14 protein-coding genes and 2 tRNA genes are annotated in these 18,104 nt (G+C 53.8%); 7 read left to right on the top strand and 9 right to left on the bottom strand.

The genetic code is table 11. From position 1 onward, the window contains the following. Window positions 1-32: 32 nt before the first annotated feature. The 3 genes from ACSIPU_RS05280 to drpB are packed head-to-tail and all read right to left on the bottom strand — an operon-like array spanning window position 33 to window position 2,536. Complete coding sequence (locus ACSIPU_RS05280) at window positions 33-1,460, bottom strand: DNA cytosine methyltransferase (RefSeq protein WP_032728415.1); 1,428 nt, start codon at window positions 1,458-1,460, stop codon at window positions 33-35. 56 nt (window positions 1,461-1,516) lie between these two features. Beyond that, window positions 1,517-2,212 (bottom strand): phosphohydrolase, encoded by a 696-nt coding sequence (locus ACSIPU_RS05285; protein ID WP_016808330.1) that lies wholly within the window; start codon window positions 2,210-2,212, stop codon window positions 1,517-1,519. 42 nt (window positions 2,213-2,254) lie between these two features. Continuing rightward, on the bottom strand, window positions 2,255-2,536 hold the full coding sequence (drpB, locus tag ACSIPU_RS05290) for a cell division protein DrpB (RefSeq protein WP_017145614.1): 282 nt from the start codon (window positions 2,534-2,536) through the stop codon (window positions 2,255-2,257). 637 nt (window positions 2,537-3,173) lie between these two features. Between drpB and ACSIPU_RS05295 the strand changes: the two genes are divergently transcribed. Beyond that, complete coding sequence (locus ACSIPU_RS05295; protein WP_024274419.1) at window positions 3,174-4,229, top strand: porin; 1,056 nt, start codon at window positions 3,174-3,176, stop codon at window positions 4,227-4,229. A 229-nt stretch (window positions 4,230-4,458) separates the two neighbouring features. Here the strand turns inward: ACSIPU_RS05295 and ACSIPU_RS05300 are convergent. Next, window positions 4,459-4,548 (bottom strand) — tRNA-Ser (locus ACSIPU_RS05300). Window positions 4,549-4,638: 90 nt separating this feature from the next. Between ACSIPU_RS05300 and mtfA the strand changes: the two genes are divergently transcribed. Both mtfA and ACSIPU_RS05310 read left to right on the top strand, forming a co-directional pair. Then, window positions 4,639-5,439, top strand: a complete 801-nt coding sequence (gene mtfA, locus ACSIPU_RS05305; RefSeq protein ID WP_160885917.1) for a DgsA anti-repressor MtfA — start codon at window positions 4,639-4,641, stop codon at window positions 5,437-5,439. 100 nt (window positions 5,440-5,539) lie between these two features. Then, window positions 5,540-5,615 (top strand) — tRNA-Asn (locus ACSIPU_RS05310). A 57-nt stretch (window positions 5,616-5,672) separates the two neighbouring features. Here the strand turns inward: ACSIPU_RS05310 and ACSIPU_RS05315 are convergent. Further along, window positions 5,673-6,599, bottom strand: a complete 927-nt coding sequence (locus tag ACSIPU_RS05315; RefSeq protein WP_026055910.1) for a LysR family transcriptional regulator — start codon at window positions 6,597-6,599, stop codon at window positions 5,673-5,675. 127 nt (window positions 6,600-6,726) lie between these two features. Between ACSIPU_RS05315 and ACSIPU_RS05320 the strand changes: the two genes are divergently transcribed. After that, window positions 6,727-7,134 (top strand): cupin domain-containing protein, encoded by a 408-nt coding sequence (locus tag ACSIPU_RS05320; protein ID WP_032728417.1) that lies wholly within the window; start codon window positions 6,727-6,729, stop codon window positions 7,132-7,134. 337 nt (window positions 7,135-7,471) lie between these two features. On the opposite strand, the gene ACSIPU_RS05325 is transcribed toward ACSIPU_RS05320, so the two are convergent. From ACSIPU_RS05325 to ACSIPU_RS05335, 3 genes are all read right to left on the bottom strand, one after another. Further along, window positions 7,472-8,434 carry an alpha/beta hydrolase gene (locus ACSIPU_RS05325; protein WP_032728418.1) on the bottom strand — a complete coding sequence of 321 codons (963 nt, stop codon included), beginning with the start codon at window positions 8,432-8,434 and terminating at the stop codon, window positions 7,472-7,474. 240 nt (window positions 8,435-8,674) lie between these two features. After that, complete coding sequence (locus tag ACSIPU_RS05330; protein ID WP_196557474.1) at window positions 8,675-11,362, bottom strand: cation-transporting P-type ATPase; 2,688 nt, start codon at window positions 11,360-11,362, stop codon at window positions 8,675-8,677. A gap of 50 nt (window positions 11,363-11,412) precedes the next feature. Further along, on the bottom strand, window positions 11,413-11,844 hold the full coding sequence (locus ACSIPU_RS05335) for a universal stress protein (protein ID WP_032728419.1): 432 nt from the start codon (window positions 11,842-11,844) through the stop codon (window positions 11,413-11,415). A 538-nt stretch (window positions 11,845-12,382) separates the two neighbouring features. On the opposite strand from ACSIPU_RS05335, the gene ACSIPU_RS05340 reads away from it, so the two are divergent. From ACSIPU_RS05340 to ACSIPU_RS05350, 3 genes are read left to right on the top strand one after another with little or no spacing between them, the layout of a single operon-like run. Next, the gene (locus tag ACSIPU_RS05340; RefSeq protein ID WP_032728420.1) at window positions 12,383-13,468 is read left to right on the top strand and encodes an efflux RND transporter periplasmic adaptor subunit; all 1,086 of its coding nucleotides are present in this window, start codon (window positions 12,383-12,385) and stop codon (window positions 13,466-13,468) included. Further along, entirely contained in the window at window positions 13,468-16,530 is a 3,063-nt protein-coding gene (locus ACSIPU_RS05345) for an efflux RND transporter permease subunit (protein WP_004103532.1), read from the top strand. The genes ACSIPU_RS05340 and ACSIPU_RS05345 overlap by 1 nt, the downstream gene beginning before the upstream one ends. Window positions 16,531-16,568: 38 nt before the next feature. After that, on the top strand, window positions 16,569-17,492 hold the full coding sequence (locus ACSIPU_RS05350; protein WP_162680277.1) for an acyltransferase: 924 nt from the start codon (window positions 16,569-16,571) through the stop codon (window positions 17,490-17,492). A gap of 34 nt (window positions 17,493-17,526) precedes the next feature. Here the strand turns inward: ACSIPU_RS05350 and pagP are convergent, their stop codons facing one another. Beyond that, window positions 17,527-18,102 carry a lipid IV(A) palmitoyltransferase PagP gene (pagP, locus tag ACSIPU_RS05355; RefSeq protein ID WP_004103536.1) on the bottom strand — a complete coding sequence of 192 codons (576 nt, stop codon included), beginning with the start codon at window positions 18,100-18,102 and terminating at the stop codon, window positions 17,527-17,529. Window positions 18,103-18,104: the final 2 nt, after the last annotated feature.

An 18,104-nucleotide genomic window follows, 5' to 3' on the forward strand; every position in this document is an offset into this window, starting at 1 on the left:
ATACGGCATGGTTGAACCATGCCGTTCTGCTATCAATGGCTTTCGCTGAACTCAGCCGATTCACGCATGGCTACCGCTTTTTCGATTCGCGGTGCCAGCAGCTTCGCTACCGCAGCAAATACCGGCACCACGACCGAGTTGCCGAACTGGCGATAGGCCTGAGTGTCCGAGACCGGGATACGAAAACGATACCCCTGCGGCGTCTCAAAACCCATCAGACGCGCGCACTCCCGCGGCGTCAGCCTGCGCGGACGACGCAACTGATTCTCCGGGTCATCAAAATATTTTTCGCCTAATGGCCGATCCCAGCCGCGATCGATGAGGATTTCCGCGCCATCTTTGTAATAGCGGGCAGAGAGCGTGCGCGCCACGCTGTGCGGATTCGTTGGATCAACCAGCCCGTAGCCAAAACCGTTCCCTCGCTCCTGATGCTTACGCGCATAGCGATAGAGATACTTCCACAGCACCCTGGTGAGGATAAACTTGTCGTCAACCGTGGGTTCCAGCAGCTCGCCAAAAGTAGGTCTGCTGGCAGGATAGAGGTGGGCAATATCGCGCAGGGTAAAACCCTCATGGAGCTGGAGGTCGCGCCGGAAACCCACCAGCACAATCCGTTCCCGATGCTGAGGTAAAAAATGGCGTCCATCAATCACCTTAGGATCGTCCGCTCCGGTATGCGCCGCATCGGCAACCTCGTAACCCAGCTCATCGAGCGTTTGCATAATGATACGAAAGGTCCGCCCCTTGTCGTGGCTCTTCAGGTTTTTGACGTTCTCCAGCACAAAAATTGGCGGCTGGCGGGCGGTGATGATCCTTACCACGTCAAAGAACAGCGTTCCCTGGGTTTCACAGGCAAAACCATGAGCGCGTCCAAGGGCATTTTTCTTTGAGACGCCGGCCAGTGAAAAAGGCTGGCAGGGGAAGCCGGCCAGCAGTACGTCATGCTGCGGGATTGCCTGGCGTATATGCTGCGCGGCTTCTTCATCGCTCACCTCAGGGAGATGGCTCAGCGTGACGTCGCGGATATCTTCATTAAAGCGATGCTGCTCAGGATCGCAGTACCAGTTGGCTTTATAGGTGCGCACCGCATGTTTATTCCATTCGCTGGTAAACACGCATTGCCCGCCAATCGCCTCAAAACCGTGACGAATACCACCGATGCCGGCGAACAGGTCGACGAAGCGGAATCCATAGTGGGGATGATGCGCTGGAGGCTGCGGCAGGAGCGAACGAAGATGTGCCTGCTCCTGCGCGCTTATGCGCCCTGCCGCGCGCGATACCGTCGCAACGCGTTTGAGGATAGCCGGGCTCCAATGCTGCTCACCGACGGCAACCAGCTGCGCCACCAGCGTTTTAACGTCATAAATTGCCATTAGCTGGCGCAATAACGTCTGCGCGTCTTCTTCGGTATGCTCAACCTTAAAAGACGGGGGATTTTCCTTGGATAAATTTTGCGCCATAACCTCAACCAGCCCGACTATTTTTGCAGAGGTTACCATAAATAGCGCGGGCAGTTTTATGCTAGTGGATCAAAGCGCTGCAAAACCTTGTCATCAAGGGACATCGGGTCTCCGCGAAGTTCGGCGCTGAGCTTAGCCATATACTGAACCAGAAAGCGCGCATTGTGCAGCGCCATCGCCCTACCCTTTTCTGTCTGCATCGTTTCCGGTAAACGCAGCAGCTTGCACTGGAAGTGATCCAGCGCGTATTTTTTATCATCCAGTTCACGCCGATCGGCAAAGGGATCGTCGGCATCAAACAAGATATTGTTCAGCGCACCGGATACCGCGAATACGCGCGCCAGGCCAATCGCCCCCAAAGCCTCCAGCCGATCGGCATCCTGGACAATTTTCGCTTCTTCACTGCGGGGAGCCATCCCCGCGCTAAAACTATGCGCTTCGATGGCGTGCAGAACCGCCGCGTAGCGCTCCGGCGGAAAAGCGGGAAAATCTGACTGCAGGATAGTCAGCGTTTGTTCCGCAGCCATCGCCGAAGAGCGGCTACGCTCAGGATGGTTCTTCGCCAGGCTGACAATATCGTGAAAATAGCAGGCGGTGAGGATCACCAGCCGATCAGCATCACTCTCTTCGGCCAGCCGCTGCGCGGTGGCCCATACCCGGCGGAAGTGTGAAATATCGTGAGCGGCATCCCCTTGCGAGTGATGTTCACTTAGCCAGGCTTCAAATCGTTGCTGCCATTGATAAAGATCCATGCGCGCTCCTTTGAGATCAGGTCAGCAACGAGCATAGCAACTTTATTCGTGATGTTCATACATCTGCGGGTCAGGACGCGTATACCAGGCAATTGCGCCGAGAATAGCGCCGACAATGCCCAATACCAGAAATCCCAGCAGCGCGCCGATCCATTTCCCTGTCGTTGAGCCGAGCTCACCGTCAATCGTCGCGCCGGGTACGCTTTGGATCTGCCCGACAACCCACCAGTAACGCGCCATCGCCCACAGGAAATAGCCGCAAAAAGCGTAAAACGCCCATAGTGCCAGCTTCCCGCCAGGGCTTCTTTTCGCTTTCTCTTCCATTAATCTGTTCTCCATATATTCAACAACCAACATCACGGACTCAGTGAAAAATAGTGATATTCATCACATTATATAATAAAAATTCTTGCAAGGTAGCAGATCTTGCTGACCGGGACGCTCGAGTGCGCGAGTTCTGTTCAATATCAGGGGGCCGCCATATATACTTAATCAATTCGTTGCCGTTTGAAATAATACAAAATAATGATAAAAAATATATTCTCGCGGTCATTTTTGCCGGCATCAGCATTGCATTTACAATATTTAATTTTATTAAACCGCGTACATGAAAACGCCTTCTCGTTGCACGAAATTGCTCCTTGCGAGTCATTTAAATAATACATTAAATATATAAATACAAAAAAAACAATCATAGCCCTCACGCAACTTATTTGTAACAAGAATAATTCAACCAAAACACATAAGCTATTGTTATTGATAAGCATAAAAACAAAATATAAGTCATCACAAAATGATAGAATTTAAATATAATGAATATAACAGAAACATTTTGTAATATTAGATATAATTTACTTACATATTTCACTTAAAGAAAAATGAACTTAATCGCTAGTATCAAATAGTCAACCCGGAGGGAGTGACACAATTCATATTAATTATGATTAAAAGGGAATATATAATGAAAAGAAAAGTACTGGCAATTCTGGTTCCAGCTTTATTAGTCGCTGGCGCGGCTAATGCAGCAGAAATCTATAATAAGAACGGCAACAAACTCGATTTCTACGGCAAAATGGTTGGCGAGCACATCATGACCCATGATGGCGACAACAACAACTCCGACGATACCTCCTATGCGCGTTTCGGCATTAAAGGCGAAACTCAGATCAGCAGCGAACTGACCGGTTACGGCCAGTTTGAATACAATATCAAAGCAGACAAACCAGAAGGCCAGCAGGCTGATGATACCCGTCTGGCGTTTGCTGGTCTGAAATTCAGCGACTACGGCTCATTTGACTATGGTCGTAACTACGGCGTGGTTTATGACGCGGCAGGTTACACCGACATGCTGGTTGAATGGGGTGGCGATGGTCTGGTTTATACCGACAACTTTATGACCGGTCGTACCAACGGCGTAGCAACCTACCGCAACACCGATTTCTTCGGCATGGTAGATGGCCTGAACTTTGCTCTGCAGTATCAGGGTAAAAACAACGACACTGACCGCGCTAAAGCCAACGGCGACGGCTTCGGTTTCTCCGTTAACTATAACATCGACGGCTTCGGTTTCGTTGGCGCATACAGCAACTCTGACCGTACTGATGAACAGGCTGCGGACCGCAGAGGCGAAAACGCTGAAGTCTGGAGCCTCGCCACTAAATATGATGCTAATAACGTCTACGCATCTGTCATGTACGGTGAGTCCCATAACATGACTCACATGGAGTATGGTGGCTTTGCTAACAAGACTCAGAATATTGAAGCCGTTGTTCAGTATCAGTTTGACTTCGGCCTGCGTCCGTCCCTGGGCTACGTCTATGCCAAAGGCAAAGATCTGAACGGTAACCGTGATGCCGATATCATGAACTACGTTGAACTGGGTACCTGGTACTACTTCAACAAGAACTTCAACGTTTACACCGCATACAAATTCAACCTGGTGGATGACGAAGATTCTTATATCACTGGCGCATCAACTGACGATCAGTTCGCTGTAGGTATCACCTACCAGTTCTAAGATTGTTTAGTGCATTTATCTCAAGCCCGCCTCGTGCGGGTTTTTTGTTTTATAACGGCGAACCTCATCTGTAAACCGTTGGCATCGCGACGAGTCAAACACACAATGTTGCGATCTCTAACGATTGCCAGAGCAGTAAACCAGGAAGATGATGATTGTAGCCTTAAAAAGGCACGATACCATTTGTGACGGGAGTCGTTGAAAGGAAATCACGTAAGTGTTTGAATAGTGGCGGAGAGAGGGGGATTTGAACCCCCGGTAGAGTTGCCCCTACTCCGGTTTTCGAGACCGGTCCGTTCAGCCGCTCCGGCATCTCTCCGCTGTTGAGGTTGCTATAATGCCAGGTTCTTTGGCATTTTAATAGTTCCTGTCTCTTTAAATCAGTTCAAGTGACGACTTTGCGAGCAATATGATGTTTAAATGGCCCTGGAAAGTAGATGAAGAGTCCGGCAACGCGGAAATCCCCTGGGAAAAGGCGCTTGCCATCCCTGTGTTAGCCAACCTCTCCGACCATGAGCAGCAGCAGCTGGTGCAAATGGCTTCCCGCTTTTTGCAGCAAAAGCGTCTGGTTGCATTACAGGGGCTTGAGCTCACTCACCTGCAGAGCGCGCGTATTGCGCTACTGTTTTGCCTGCCGGTTCTCGAACTGGGGATCGAGTGGTTAGATGGTTTTCACGAGGTGCTCATCTACCCTGCTCCGTTCGTTGTCGACGACGAATGGGAAGATGATATCGGCCTGGTGCATAGCCAGCGAATCGTACAATCAGGGCAAAGCTGGCAACAAGGGCCGATCGTTCTCAACTGGTTGGATATTCAGGACTCCTTCGACGCTTCTGGCTTCAATCTGATTATCCATGAAGTGGCGCATAAGCTGGATACCCGCAATGGCGATCGCGCAAGCGGCGTCCCCTTCATTCCGCTACGCGAAGTCGCTGGCTGGGAACACGATCTCCATGCAGCAATGAACAATATTCAGGATGAGATCGATCTGGTCGGCGAAAGCGCCGCCAGTATTGACGCTTACGCGGCCAGCGACCCTGCCGAATGTTTTGCGGTGCTCTCTGAATACTTCTTCAGCGCCCCTGAGCTGTTTGCCCCACGCTTTCCCGCGCTTTGGCAGCGTTTCTGCCATTTCTATCGCCAGGATCCGCTGGAGAGATTACGCGAGAATAGCCCGCAGGAGGATGGCGATAGCCCGGCAGTACACTAAAACAACGACCTGCATTAAATTTAGCCAATTGAATCAGCAAGTTAAATTTAGTGTTGACACAAAAATACGAGACCAGTAGTATTCGCCTCGTTCACACGATTCCTCTGTAGTTCAGTCGGTAGAACGGCGGACTGTTAATCCGTATGTCACTGGTTCGAGTCCAGTCAGAGGAGCCAAATTCTAAAAAGCCTGCTTTCAAGCAGGCTTTTTGCTTTTCTGGCAATAACCCCGTCTTACTTCACCCTTTTGCTGCGCAATTTACCCTCTGCGTGCCAGCGCAGGGCGTCAACCACCAGCGTAAACGCCGTCGGAAGATGATTCCGGCCAGGATAATAAAGATAGTACCCCGGGAAAACCGGGCACCAGTCGGCCAGCAGCGGCACCAGTTGTCGGTTAGCGATATATTTCGCCGCCAGGTCGTGAGGAACATAGGCAATCCCTGCCCCGTCCAAAGCGGCCTGAATCATCAAAAAAGTATTATTAAAAACGGTTTGCCCTTCGACGCGAACGCTGGTTTTTTGGCTGCCCTTTGCAAACTCCCAGGCGTAAAGCGCGCCGTGGGTGGGCAAACGCAAATTGATGCAGTTGTGTGCCATCAGATCTTCAGGCCTTGCCACCGCCGCTTTGCCGGAAAGATAGCCGGGCGCGGCAACCACCGCCATCTGCACATCGGGCGTAATGCGCACCGCAATCATATCTTTGTCCACCTGATCGCCCATCCGCACGCCGGCATCGAAGCGCCCGGCGGCAATATCGGTCAGCTCATAGCCAACGCTGAACTCAATATGGATATCCGGATATCGATTTAATAATGGATGCAGGCGGGGCCACAGCACGGTGACAATGGCATGATCGTTGGCGGTGATGCGTACCGTGCCGGCGGGTTTATCCCGTGAAGCGCGCAGCGAAGCCAGTTCATTTTCTATTTCATTCAGCCGCGGCGCCAGTACGGCCAGCAGGCGATTTCCGGCATCGGTGGGCGACACGCTACGCGTGGTGCGGATTAACAACCGCACCCCCAGACGCTCTTCCAGACCCAGCAGCGTATGGCTCAATGCCGAGCGGGAAACCCCCAGCATTGCAGCCGCCCGGGTAAAACTTCGCTCCTGAGCTACGGTGACAAAGGCCTGCAGATCGTTGAGTTTTTCTTTGCTCATCATTGGTGAATTTTTTGCACCAGTGTATTCATATTTGACCATCTTATCATTTAATCAAACCTTCTCTACACTTTGTTCTGCCAGTCCAGATGGGCTGCTTAAACGCCCGAAACTGAAATGTGGAGACACCATGAACGAACAATTTGACGGTAACGGCATTTTTCCCAAAGGGGAGAAAAATGAGGCCTATGCGCAGTATTTTCAGGGCACCAGCTACCTGAATATGCTCTCCACGGAAGGGGTCAATATCGGTAACGTGGTCTTTGAGCCCGGCTGCCGTAACCACTGGCATATTCACCATAAAGGCGGGCAGATCCTGTTGGTGACGGGCGGACGCGGCTGGTATCAGGAGTGGAATCAACCGGCGCGAGAACTAACCGCGGGCGATGTTGTGAATATTCCCGCAGGCGTCAAGCATTGGCACGGCGCGGCCGCCGACAGCTGGTTTGCCCATATTGCCGTTGCCGTCCCTGCCGAAGGCGCATCTAACGAATGGCTGGAGCCGGTGACCGACGAAGCCTACCGCCAACTGCCTTAAGCAACGAAACTGTAGAGTTTGCCTATTCATGACTAAACTCTGCTGGTTCGCTCGGGTAAATTTCCTCCGCTAATTAAATAAAGCCTCAGCGCTATTCCAGGTTGGCGGCGCTACCACCGGCGTGGTAAGCGCGGCCAATAACAGCAGCAGTGGGATGCGCGCAAAGCTGGCGGCCTATCGTCACAACCCGGTAAGCCTAAGTTGGCGATGTGAATCGACAGATGATAGCGAATCTGCAGATTTGCGGGATTGAGCCCATGGTGAAATTGCCGGTTTTCGTAAGCCGGTTAAGTCGCCACCCGGCAGATGTGTGGCCTGAATAGATCAAACAGGTTTATCATCTCTGCTCAACAGCAGGCTGTTTTATCTGCAGTAACGCCTGGTTATTCTCGGTCCCGCTTATCGTCAGCAGCGCGCTTTGCAACGAGGCACTGAACATTGCCCCGTGCGACAGGCCGGGATAAGGCCACCAGCTGACCGCAACGCCATTTTTCCTGAGCCGGGAAACCGTCTGCTGAACTTTACTGCGCGTATCCACTGCCCCGGCGGAAGAACCGCGCTGCGTCGCAACCGCGCCCTCCATCAGGAATAAGGCGTTCCGATTAAACGCCTCACCTTTTGCCCCGGCCATTCTGTCTAACAGCACGGCTTGACCTCTTCCCAGAGAAGGACTGGCAGAGAAATAGAGCTGAAAGCGGGATGACGTCAGCCAGGCATCAATAACAAATAATCCACCGTAGGAGTGCCCCCAGATAGCCCGTCGCTGAGGGTTGATAGCGATCCCACGCTCAACTTTTTCCATAATGGTATCCTCTAAGAGACGGCGAAACGCCCCGCTACCGCCGCTTTTCCGCCGATCCCAGCGGTTATCGGCGGGATTCTCTTCGACTTTCGGCCGATAGTCATAGGCTCGGGCAGTTTGATCGAAGGGCAAATTCGTTTGATAGCCAATGGCCACAATGACGGGCGGCGCTTTTTGCGTCAGTTTTTCGAGCAGCGTGTCGGACAACCGGTCCATCACCGCGTTGCCGTCCAGGGCGTACACAACCGGATACCCCTGCGCGGGCGGCGCCGTATTCGGTATCGCCGTCCAGACCTTATAATGTCGTTCACCATCGGAGGAATCGAAGGTCGTGACGTTGAAATGATAATACGCGGAACCGCGGTCGGCGATATTCGGCCCCAGCGGGCTCATATCGGGTTTGGCGTAAGCGTTAAGTGCATACAAGGTGGTAACCAGCGCGGCGATAAAAATCCGCCCTTTCGGCGGATAAGCGAAACAAGAGTTGCGAAGCGACATCGGTTGATTTTTCCGGCACATTATCGTTATTGATAATGATTGCTAATATCAATCTCAATTGCAAGCTACGCGATTAGCCTCGCAGGCGCAGCGTTGTGCCTGCCCGGGATAGCCAGTCATCACATCATCGGGCCCCCGGACAGTCTTGTCATCCTGCTAAGGCGATAGCCGCCATTCGGGAATATCCCGGCTCGCGCCGCACTGAGCCGGGATACTTAAAGTGCCGCTTTCTGGTCAATATCAGGCCGTACGCCATCTCCGGGTCAGCGGCTTCTCGACTTCCACAATCAGGAACATCACAAAACCGATAATAAAAGTGATAACCCAGTAGCGGAACGGCAGCGCTTCGGTGCCAAACAGCATCTGCATAAATGGCGCATAGATAATCAGCAGCTGCAGCACCAGCAGCACGACGCTGACAATCCAGATCCCCCGGTTCGCCAGCAATCCTTTACTCAGCGAGAAGCCATCCGCCACGCGACAGTTGAGCATATAGAACCACTGAGCAGTAACCAGCGTCTGTAACAGCACCGTACGAATAAACTCAGGCGAATAGCCGCGCGGCTGTAGCCAGGCTTCAAGCACAAAGGCGCTGACGGCAATCATCGACCCGACAAAAATCACCCGCCAGATAGCAAAGCCGTCCATCACGTGCAGCTTAGGGTCGCGCGGCGGCCGGCGCATGATGTTCTTCTCACCTGCCTCAAAAGCGAGACCAAACGACAGCGTGGCGGAGGTCGCCATGTTCATCCACAGGATCAGCACTGGCGTCAGCGGAATTAAATTTCCCGCCAGTAGCGCAATAATAATCAACAGCCCCTGCGCGAGGTTGGTCGGCATAATAAAGAGGATGGTTTTTTTCAGGTTATCGTACACCCGGCGTCCTTCCCTGACGGCGCTGGCAATGGTGGCGAAGTTATCATCGGTCAGCACCATATCTGCGGCCTCTTTGGTCACTTCGGTGCCTTTAATCCCCATCGCAATACCGACATCGGCCTGCTTCAGCGCCGGGGCGTCGTTCACCCCGTCGCCGGTCATCCCGACCACCTCTTTTTTGCTTTGCAGCGCCTGCACCAGGCGGAATTTATCCTCCGGGCTGGTACGCGCAAAGATATCGAATTTCTGCGCGGCTTCGCTGAGCTGAATATCGTCCATCACCTCCAGCTCTCTGCCGGTAATGGCGTTTTCCGCATTGCCAATCCCCAGCATCTTGCCGATACTCATCGCGGTTTGCGGATGGTCGCCGGTGATCATCTTCACGCGGATCCCCGCCTGCAGGCAGTCGCCGATGGCCGTAATCGCCTCCGGCCGCGGCGGATCCATCATCCCGGCAATCCCGAGCAGAATGACGCCCTGCTGCAAATCCTGATGGGTGAGTTCCGTTTGACCGTCGGCGGCGGGTTTCCACGCTGCCGCCACCATCCGCAGCCCTTCCCGCGCATACTCTTCGATTTTGCCTTCCCAGTAAGGCTGGTCGAGCGGCTCCAGGCCATGGTCGGTTTGCTGATGCTGGCACAGGCGGAACAGGACATCGGGCGCGCCGGTAATCAAAATCATCTCTTCATCGCCGATGCGGTACAGCGTCGACATATATTTATACTGTGAATCGAAGGGGATTTTGCTGCGCAGCTCAGTGTTGAGCGCCGGGAGCGGGACTTTCGCCGCCAGCACTTTCAACGCCCCTTCGGTCGGGCCGCCGGTAATTTTCCACAGCCCACTTTCATCTTTAATAAGCTGACTGTCATTACACAGATCGATAGTGCGCAGATAACGTTCCAGCAGCGTGCCCGGCGCAACGGTTACCGGCGCAGGCTCATCGATCGGGTGAATATTCCCTATCGGCTCGTAGCTGTCGCCCTCCACCCGATAAACTTTATCGGCGGTTATCACGGCTTTCACCGTCATCTCGTTCATGGTTAGCGTGCCGGTTTTATCCGAGCAGATCACCGTCATGGCCCCGAGGGTTTCCACCGTAGGCAGCTTGCGGATAATCGCCTTCTGACGGGCCATGGTCTGCACGCCGAGCGAGAGAATAATGGAGATAATTGCCGGTAAACCTTCCGGTACCGACGCCACCGCGAGGCTAATCAACGACAGCATCAGCTCAGAAACCGGCATATCGCGGAACAGCAGGCTAAAGACAAACAGCGCGGCCATCATCACCAGGATGATGATAAAAATGGCTTTACCGAGCTTATCCATCTGCACCAGCAGCGGCGTTCGGTGTTTTTCGATATCCGACATCATCTGGTTGATATGACCCAGCTCGGTATCGCCGCCAGTGGCCACCACCAGGCCTTTTCCGCCGCCCGAACTCACCGTGGTGCCGGAAAACAGCAGATTGGTACGATCGCCAAGCGGCAGCTCGCCGCTAAGCGCCTCGGTGCTTTTCTCCACCACCGTCGATTCGCCGGTCAGAATCGCCTCTTCCACCCGCAGGTTATGCGCTTCGATAACCCGCAGGTCAGCAGGGATGCGATCGCCGGCGCGGATCACGACGATATCGCCGGGTACCAGAGCGGTTGTCGGGATCGTTTCATGGTTGCCCTGACGAACGACCACCGCTTCGCTGGAAAGCATGTTGCGAATGCTCTGAAGCGATTTTTCCGCGTTGCTCTCCTGAATATGGCCGATCAGGGCGTTAATCACCGCCACGCCCAGGATCACCAGGGTATCCACCCAGTGCCCCATGACCGCCGTCAGCAGCGCCGCCGCCAGCAGCACATAGATCAGCACATCGTTAAAATGCGCCAGAAAGCGCAGCCATGCCGGCTTTCCCGCTTTTTGCGGTAGCGCATTCTCGCCGTACTGCTGCAAGCGCGCTGCCGCTTCAGCACCGCTGATGCCGTCCGGGGTACTGTTGGTGCTGGTCAGGGTTTCTTCGACGGAGAGCTGATAGAACGGGCCGCCCGGTTTTTCTGTATTCATAGTTATCTCCTCACTCCTGTATCGGAAATCAGGACAGCCTCAGGCCGTCCTTAGCGCACCACAAAAACCGGAACATGGGCATAGCGAACGATCCCTGCCGCCTCCGACCCCAGCAGATGCGTCTGAATATTCGGGTTACGCGAGCCGATTATCACCACATCCGCCTTCAGCTCATCGGCCAGTTTGGTCACTTCGTCGCGAATGTTGCCGCTGCGAATGTGAATCTGAATATCGTTTTCCGCCAGCGTGAGTTTTTTAACCAGTTCAACCAGCTTTTCCTTAGAAGTATTCATCAGATAATCTTCCATTTTCCGTGCATCGGAAATAAAGCCGCGCGTCAGCACTGGAGAAAAAGCGGGAATCACGTGAAGAAGATGAATCTTTCCGGAGGAGCTTTGTGCTAGGAATTGGGCGTGGGACAAGGCCTTGTCCGCCAGACCGATTTCAAACACATCAACCGGCACGAGGATATTTTTATACATAGAGACAATCCTTTTATTACCTATAAAAAAGGTGGTGAAAACAGCCCAGGCACTGGCGCTGGTACTGAGGAGGAAATCTCAAGAACAAAATTTGCTGGACGTGTAGGTATAATTAAACGTAGCACACCACGGTTAACATGATTAACCCGCCAATTAATATATTGAAAAATATCACAGAGTCAGGCACAGCCAGACAATTCAACTGCCAACCCGGTAAAATCGTCGCCATCACCGTAATTTTTGCTCTTTTTAACATTTCTGTTTTACTGCGACTATCCTCATTATCAGTGGCTTGTTCACTTTCTGCCGCCCCACAATAATTATTATGATAAGAATTTACTTAGCTAAGCATTAGAGCTAAAGGAGGAACAATGTTCGGTTACAGTCTGTTTCGCCTGAGCCTGTTTATTGCCCTGGCAATAATCGCCTGTACGGCTACCGGGTTAATTACTTATTGGGTTGTTTCGGCCCTCGCTGAATAAACACAGCGATTGTGAATAATATGTAAAAGATAGCCTTTTACTTCGAGGGGAATACAGTGAACCGTTATTTTTCTCTCATCCCGCTTGTTATTTTAATAACAACGGCTTGCGATCGGAAAGCGCCAGAAATTACGCCGTTACCGCGGATGGTTAAGGTCGCTGAGGTGGTGGCTATCGGCGAGTCACAGCAGCGCGTATTCCCCGCCCGCATTGAGTCCGGAGACTCCACTGACCTCTCTTTCAAACGCGGCGGCCAGATTGAATCTCTTGATGTGCGCCAGGGAGCTAATGTGACTCAGGGGCAGACACTTGCCCGGCTTAACGCCCGGGAAGCGCAGCAGCGGGTGAATGAGCGGCAAACCGCCGCCACCCTCGCCCAGCGGCAATTCGATCGATTCCAGACCCTGGCCGGTCGTCAGGCGATTTCAAAAGCGGAAATGGATATCCAGCGAGCCAACCGCGACTCCGCTAATGCCGCGCTAAAAATAGCCCGGGAAGAGCTGTCGCAAACGACGCTAACCGCACCGTTCAGCGGCGTAGCCGCCAACGTTCCGGTACGTAACCATCAGGTGGTCGCCGCCGGACAGCCGATTGTCACCCTGACGCGAACCGATCTGCTCGACGTGGTGTTTAGCGTTCCGGAAAACCTCTTTACCGCGCTGGATATTCGCAACGCGCAGTACCGTCCGGTGGTTAAAATTAACGCCATGCCGGATCGCCAGTTTACCGCCGAATACAAAGAACATACCGGCAGCAGCGACATCAGCACGCTCACCTGGCAAATCATACTGACCATGCCGCGACCTGCCGACTTCCCCTCGGTCGGCGGCGTGAGCGGAACGGTGACGGTTAATCTGGCGAACCTGCCCGCCAGCGCCGGCAAAAATGCGGTCGTGGTGCCTGTCGAAGCGGTGTTTAATCCGGATAATCGCCCGCGCAACGAACCCCACGTGTGGGTGGTTCAGGGCAGCGGCGATCGGCTCCATCTGGAAGAGCGCAAAGTTGGCGTGGGTCAGATCACCTCACAGGGCGTGGTGATTACCGAAGGGCTCAGCGTCGGCGAACGCGTGGTGGCGGCGGGCGTCAGCGAATTACATGCGCAACAACCGGTTCGAATCTGGACGCGTGAACGAGGTTTGTAATGGATATCTCCCGCCAGTTTATTAACAATCCAATCCGCGTCTGGCTGACTATTTTACTGCTGGGCATCGGCGGGATCTTCGCTCTGCTGAACATCGGCCGGCTGGAAGATCCGGCGTTTACCATCAAAACCGCGGTGGTGGTTACCCATTATCCCGGCGCTTCAGCGCAGCAGGTGGAAGAAGAAGTCACCCTGCCGCTGGAGAACGCGCTGCAGCAGCTGCCCTATCTCGATAACGTCAGCTCCATTTCCTCTAACGGCCTGTCGCAAATTACCGTCAACATCGCCTCGCACTACCACTCCAGCGAGCTGCCGCAAATCTGGGATGAACTGCGCCGCCGGGTTGGCGACGCCGCTCGCCAGTTCCCGCCCGGCGTCGCTTCTCCGTTCGTGAATGACGATTTTGGCGATGTCTTTGGCTTCTTCTTCGCCCTCTCCGGCGAGAGCTTTACCAACCCTGAGCTGGTTCGCTATGCCGAGCAGCTGCGCCGTGAACTGGTGCTGGTGCCCGGCGTCGGTAAAGTCGCCATCGGCGGGGCGATCCCCCAGCAAATCAACATTGATATCTCATTGGCGAAAATGGCCGCCCGCGGGATTACGCTCAACCAGCTGGCGGCGATCCTCAGCCGGTTGAACGTCGTCTCTAACGCCGGAGAAATTAAATCCGGCAGCGAATCGATCCGCCTGCATCCCACGGGCGAGTTTGCCAACCTTGACGAGCTGGGCGATCTGTTAATCAGCCCGCACGGTTCGGGAACGGCGACGCGGCTGCGCGATATTGCCACGCTCTCGCGCGGGCTGAGCGAAACGCCCTCCAGCATTTACCACGCCAACGGTCGCCAGGCGGTCACCATGGGGGTGTCGTTTATCCCCGGGGTTAACGTGATTGATGTTGGCCGTGCGCTGCAAAACAAACTGGCGCAGATGTCGGCGGAAAAACCGGCCGGGATCAACATTGACCTGTTCTACGATCAGGCGGCGGAAGTCGCCCATTCGGTCAACGGTTTTATCACCAACTTTCTGATGGCGCTGGCGATTGTCGTTGGCGTACTACTGATCTTTATGGGCGTACGCAGCGGTATTATTATCGCCCTGTCGCTGGCGCTCAACGTACTCGGCACGCTGCTGATTATGTATCTGTGGGGGATCGAGCTGCAGCGTATTTCGCTGGGGGCATTGATTATCGCCCTGAGCATGCTGGTCGATAACGCTATCGTTATCGTCGAAGGCGTGCTGATCGCCCGCCAGCAGGGATCGACGCGACTTACGGCAATTAATTATGTGATTCGCCGTTCGGCCCTGCCGCTGCTGGGGGCCACGGTGATTGCGATTCTTGCCTTTGCGCCGATTGGGCTGTCGCAGGACTCGACCGGGGAATATTGTAAATCGCTGTTCCAGGTACTGCTGATTTCGCTCATGCTGAGCTGGTTCTCGGCGCTGACCATTACCCCGGTGCTCATTAAATGGTGGCTGTTTAAGCCTCAATCGCAGCCGGTGGCGCAGGCCGATACCAACCCGTACGGCGGACGTTTTTACCGCCTGTATCAGCTGACTCTGCAGGCCCTTCTGCTGCGCAAAACCGTCACCCTGACCGTCATGGCGGCGCTGCTGGCCGCCGCTATCTGGGGGTTTGGTTCGGTGCGACAAAACTTTTTCCCCTCTTCAAACACGCCCATTTTCTTTGTCGATCTCTGGCTTCCCTACGGTACCGATATTGCGACCACTGAAAAGATGACCAGCGATATTGAGACTGCCATTAACGGCCAGCCCGGAGTCGTCACCACCGTGGCTACCGTCGGCCAGGGCAGTATGCGGTTTATCCTGACCTACAGCGGGCAACGGCAGTACAGCAACTATGCGCAGATCATGGTGAGAATGGACGACCAGCGCAGCATTGCCGCCCTGACGCAGCATGTAGATCGCTATATTGCGCGTAACTATCCGCAGGTGAACGCCAGCACAAAACGCGTGATGTTCGGCCCTTCCGGCGACAGCGCCATCGAGGTGCGGATCAAAGGCCCCGACCCAGACAGACTACGCCTGATCGCCAGCCAGGTTGGCGATATCCTCTCCGCAGACCCGGCCACCGATGGCGTTCGCAACGACTGGCAAAACCGCAGCAAAGTTATCCGTCCCCAGTACTCCACCGCCCTTGGGCGCGAACTGGGCGTTGATAAACAGGATATCGATAACGCGCTGGAGATGAATTTCTCCGGCAGCCGCGCGGGACTGTACCGTGAGGGGGCCGACCTGCTGCCGGTGATAGTCCGCCCACCCGCCGCCGAGCGCCAGGATGCGAATCACTTAAATAACGTGCTGGTCTGGAGCCAAAGCCGCCAGCAGTATATTCCGCTCAGTAACGTGGTCAGCGGCTTTCACCTTGAATGGGAAGATCCGCTGATCCTGCGCCGCGACCGCAGCCGCGTGCTGACGGTGCAGACCGATCCCGACCCGCTCAGCAACCAGACCTCCGGGGATATCCTCTCCCGCGTGAAACCGCAGATCGATGCGCTGGTGCTGCCGCACGGCTACAGCATCGAGTGGGGTGGTGATGCGGAAAACTCCAGCGAGGCGCAGCAGGGACTGTTCACAACCCTGCCGCTGGGTTACCTGGTGATGTTTATCATCACCGTACTGATGTTCAGTTCGCTGAAAAATGCGATTGCCATCTGGCTGACCGTACCGCTGGCGCTGATTGGCGTAACGCCGGGCTTTTTAATCACCGGCATCCCCTTTGGTTTTATGGCGCTGATCGGTCTGCTCAGCCTGAGTGGAATGCTGATCCGTAACGGCATCGTGCTGGTTGAGGAGATTGAACAGCAGAAGCAGGAAAAAGAGCAGCAGGAGGCGATTATTTATGCCGCCACGTCGCGTTTACGCCCTATCCTGCTGACGGCATTTACCACCGTGCTTGGCCTGGCGCCTTTACTACTGGACGTTTTCTTCCAGAGCATGGCGGTTGTTATCATGTTTGGTCTGGGTTTTGCTACTATTCTGACGCTGCTGGTTCTGCCGGTAATTTACGCCTGTTTCCACAATAAGGACATGAAGCGACAACCATGAATAGTACCGGGTTAAATATTATCAAAACGCTGGGATGCATGACGGCGGTGACCTTCTTCACCATCTACAACACCTGGGATAGCTATGATTACGACTATCACTGGATCCTCGGGTTTTTGACGTTTATTTCGACTATCGCCACGCCGCTGTTTTTTGTGGTGGCCGGTTATCTCGACTCGCAGTCCCGCCACGATTCGCAGTGGCAAATGGGCAAAATCAAAAGCGTGGTTATCGTCTTTCTGTTCTGGATGACGGTGTACTATCTGTGGGAGCCTTATCAGCGCGGCTATCTTATCCAGCCGTGGTTTGTCTTTGCGTTTATCGTGATTTACACCTTTCACCCGGTCATCGAGTGGCTCAGCCAGCGGCGTAAACTGTTTTTTGCTGCAGTTTTCTCGCTGCTGCTGCTCTCGTATGGGTACGATCTTCTGTCCGCGCTGTACCCGGATATCCATGCGCTGAGCCTGGCGCCGCAGTATCGGCTATGGACATGGCTGCTGTTTTATCTGACCGGTCAGCTGTTCAGCGATCCGCTCGTCGCCGGCTGGCTCAGGCGCGAAAAAGTGGTTAAAGGGGCGATGATCGCCATCCCGTTTATTTATCTTTTCACCTGGTTTTACGAGCGCCATTTCTTTTTCGCCCTGTTTAAGGCCGACAGAAATGCCTTCATTCTTACCGGTTCACAAATTTATATTCTGGTCGTCGCGCTGGTGATTGCGGCCAACGGCGTTCGGTTTCGTAAAAACAGCGAGTTTAAAGAGGCCGTTCTCGCCACCATCAGCAAAACGATGACCGGCGTCTATATTCTCCACTACTCCGTTTTTCACCTGCTCACCGCCTTTATCCCGATTAACTCACTGGGTACCAAATTAATGCTGATTGTTCTCACGTTTATCACTTCGGTACTGATTTCAATGCTGGCGCTGTCAAATTCGGTGGTGAAAAAAGTGATTACTATTTGACGTTCGCCGATTCAGGCCATGACCGCCAGCGCATTTAAAAACCGTAGCGCAGCCAGGCAAACAGCACGTTGCCGTTATTATAGGTGCCGGGAATATAGGTGAACTGCACGCTCAGACGGCGATAGCTGGCGGAAAAAAGCGGCAAAATAATCGGCAGGGGTACGTAGTTGGCAAAGTCATCGCGGGCGGTGATCCCGGCGGTAACGCCAAGTCCCAGACGAAAATCGCGGCGACTATCAAGATACCACCCCTTCTCCCAGCCGTAGCCGATTATCGGCTGCCACTCGTTATGCGAATCCTTGAACATCATGGCGTAGAGAGAACTCCAGTTGCCCTCTGCGTTATATCTGGAAACGCCAAAACCCCCGCCCCACGGCATTTCATTATAGTTATCCGTTTTCTCTTTATCGTACATAAAGCGGTTATGCCAACTGAGAAACGGAAGATACAGATCGTAGTTTTGCGGCTCATTCCAGGTCTGCGAGACATCGTTTTTTAACCAGCTCCACCAGCCGCTGATGCGCTGCTCGCCATATATCTTCGTTTCAGCCTGTACCGAAAAGGCGAAAATAAACACAATTCCCCACGCTACCCGTAGACAACGTTGCATAG

Source organism: Klebsiella sp. HN106 (assembly GCF_051209435.1).
GTDB lineage: Bacteria > Pseudomonadota > Gammaproteobacteria > Enterobacterales > Enterobacteriaceae > Klebsiella > Klebsiella oxytoca.

Bases quoted from the DNA above. Each gene is read 5' to 3' on its own strand.
- ACSIPU_RS05280 (WP_032728415.1), bottom strand. From the start codon at position 1,460: ATGGCGCAAAATTTATCCAAGGAAAATCCCCCGTCTTTTAAGGTTGAG.
- ACSIPU_RS05285 (WP_016808330.1), bottom strand. From the start codon at position 2,212: ATGGATCTTTATCAATGGCAGCAACGATTTGAAGCCTGGCTAAGTGAA.
- drpB (WP_017145614.1), bottom strand. From the start codon at position 2,536: ATGGAAGAGAAAGCGAAAAGAAGCCCTGGCGGGAAGCTGGCACTATGG.
- ACSIPU_RS05295 (WP_024274419.1), top strand. From the start codon at position 3,174: ATGAAAAGAAAAGTACTGGCAATTCTGGTTCCAGCTTTATTAGTCGCT.
- mtfA (WP_160885917.1), top strand. From the start codon at position 4,639: ATGATGTTTAAATGGCCCTGGAAAGTAGATGAAGAGTCCGGCAACGCG.
- ACSIPU_RS05315 (WP_026055910.1), bottom strand. From the start codon at position 6,599: ATGATGAGCAAAGAAAAACTCAACGATCTGCAGGCCTTTGTCACCGTA.
- ACSIPU_RS05320 (WP_032728417.1), top strand. From the start codon at position 6,727: ATGAACGAACAATTTGACGGTAACGGCATTTTTCCCAAAGGGGAGAAA.
- ACSIPU_RS05325 (WP_032728418.1), bottom strand. From the start codon at position 8,434: ATGTCGCTTCGCAACTCTTGTTTCGCTTATCCGCCGAAAGGGCGGATT.
- ACSIPU_RS05330 (WP_196557474.1), bottom strand. From the start codon at position 11,362: ATGAATACAGAAAAACCGGGCGGCCCGTTCTATCAGCTCTCCGTCGAA.
- ACSIPU_RS05335 (WP_032728419.1), bottom strand. From the start codon at position 11,844: ATGTATAAAAATATCCTCGTGCCGGTTGATGTGTTTGAAATCGGTCTG.
- ACSIPU_RS05345 (WP_004103532.1), top strand. From the start codon at position 13,468: ATGGATATCTCCCGCCAGTTTATTAACAATCCAATCCGCGTCTGGCTG.
- ACSIPU_RS05350 (WP_162680277.1), top strand. From the start codon at position 16,569: ATGACGGCGGTGACCTTCTTCACCATCTACAACACCTGGGATAGCTAT.
- pagP (WP_004103536.1), bottom strand. From the start codon at position 18,102: ATGCAACGTTGTCTACGGGTAGCGTGGGGAATTGTGTTTATTTTCGCC.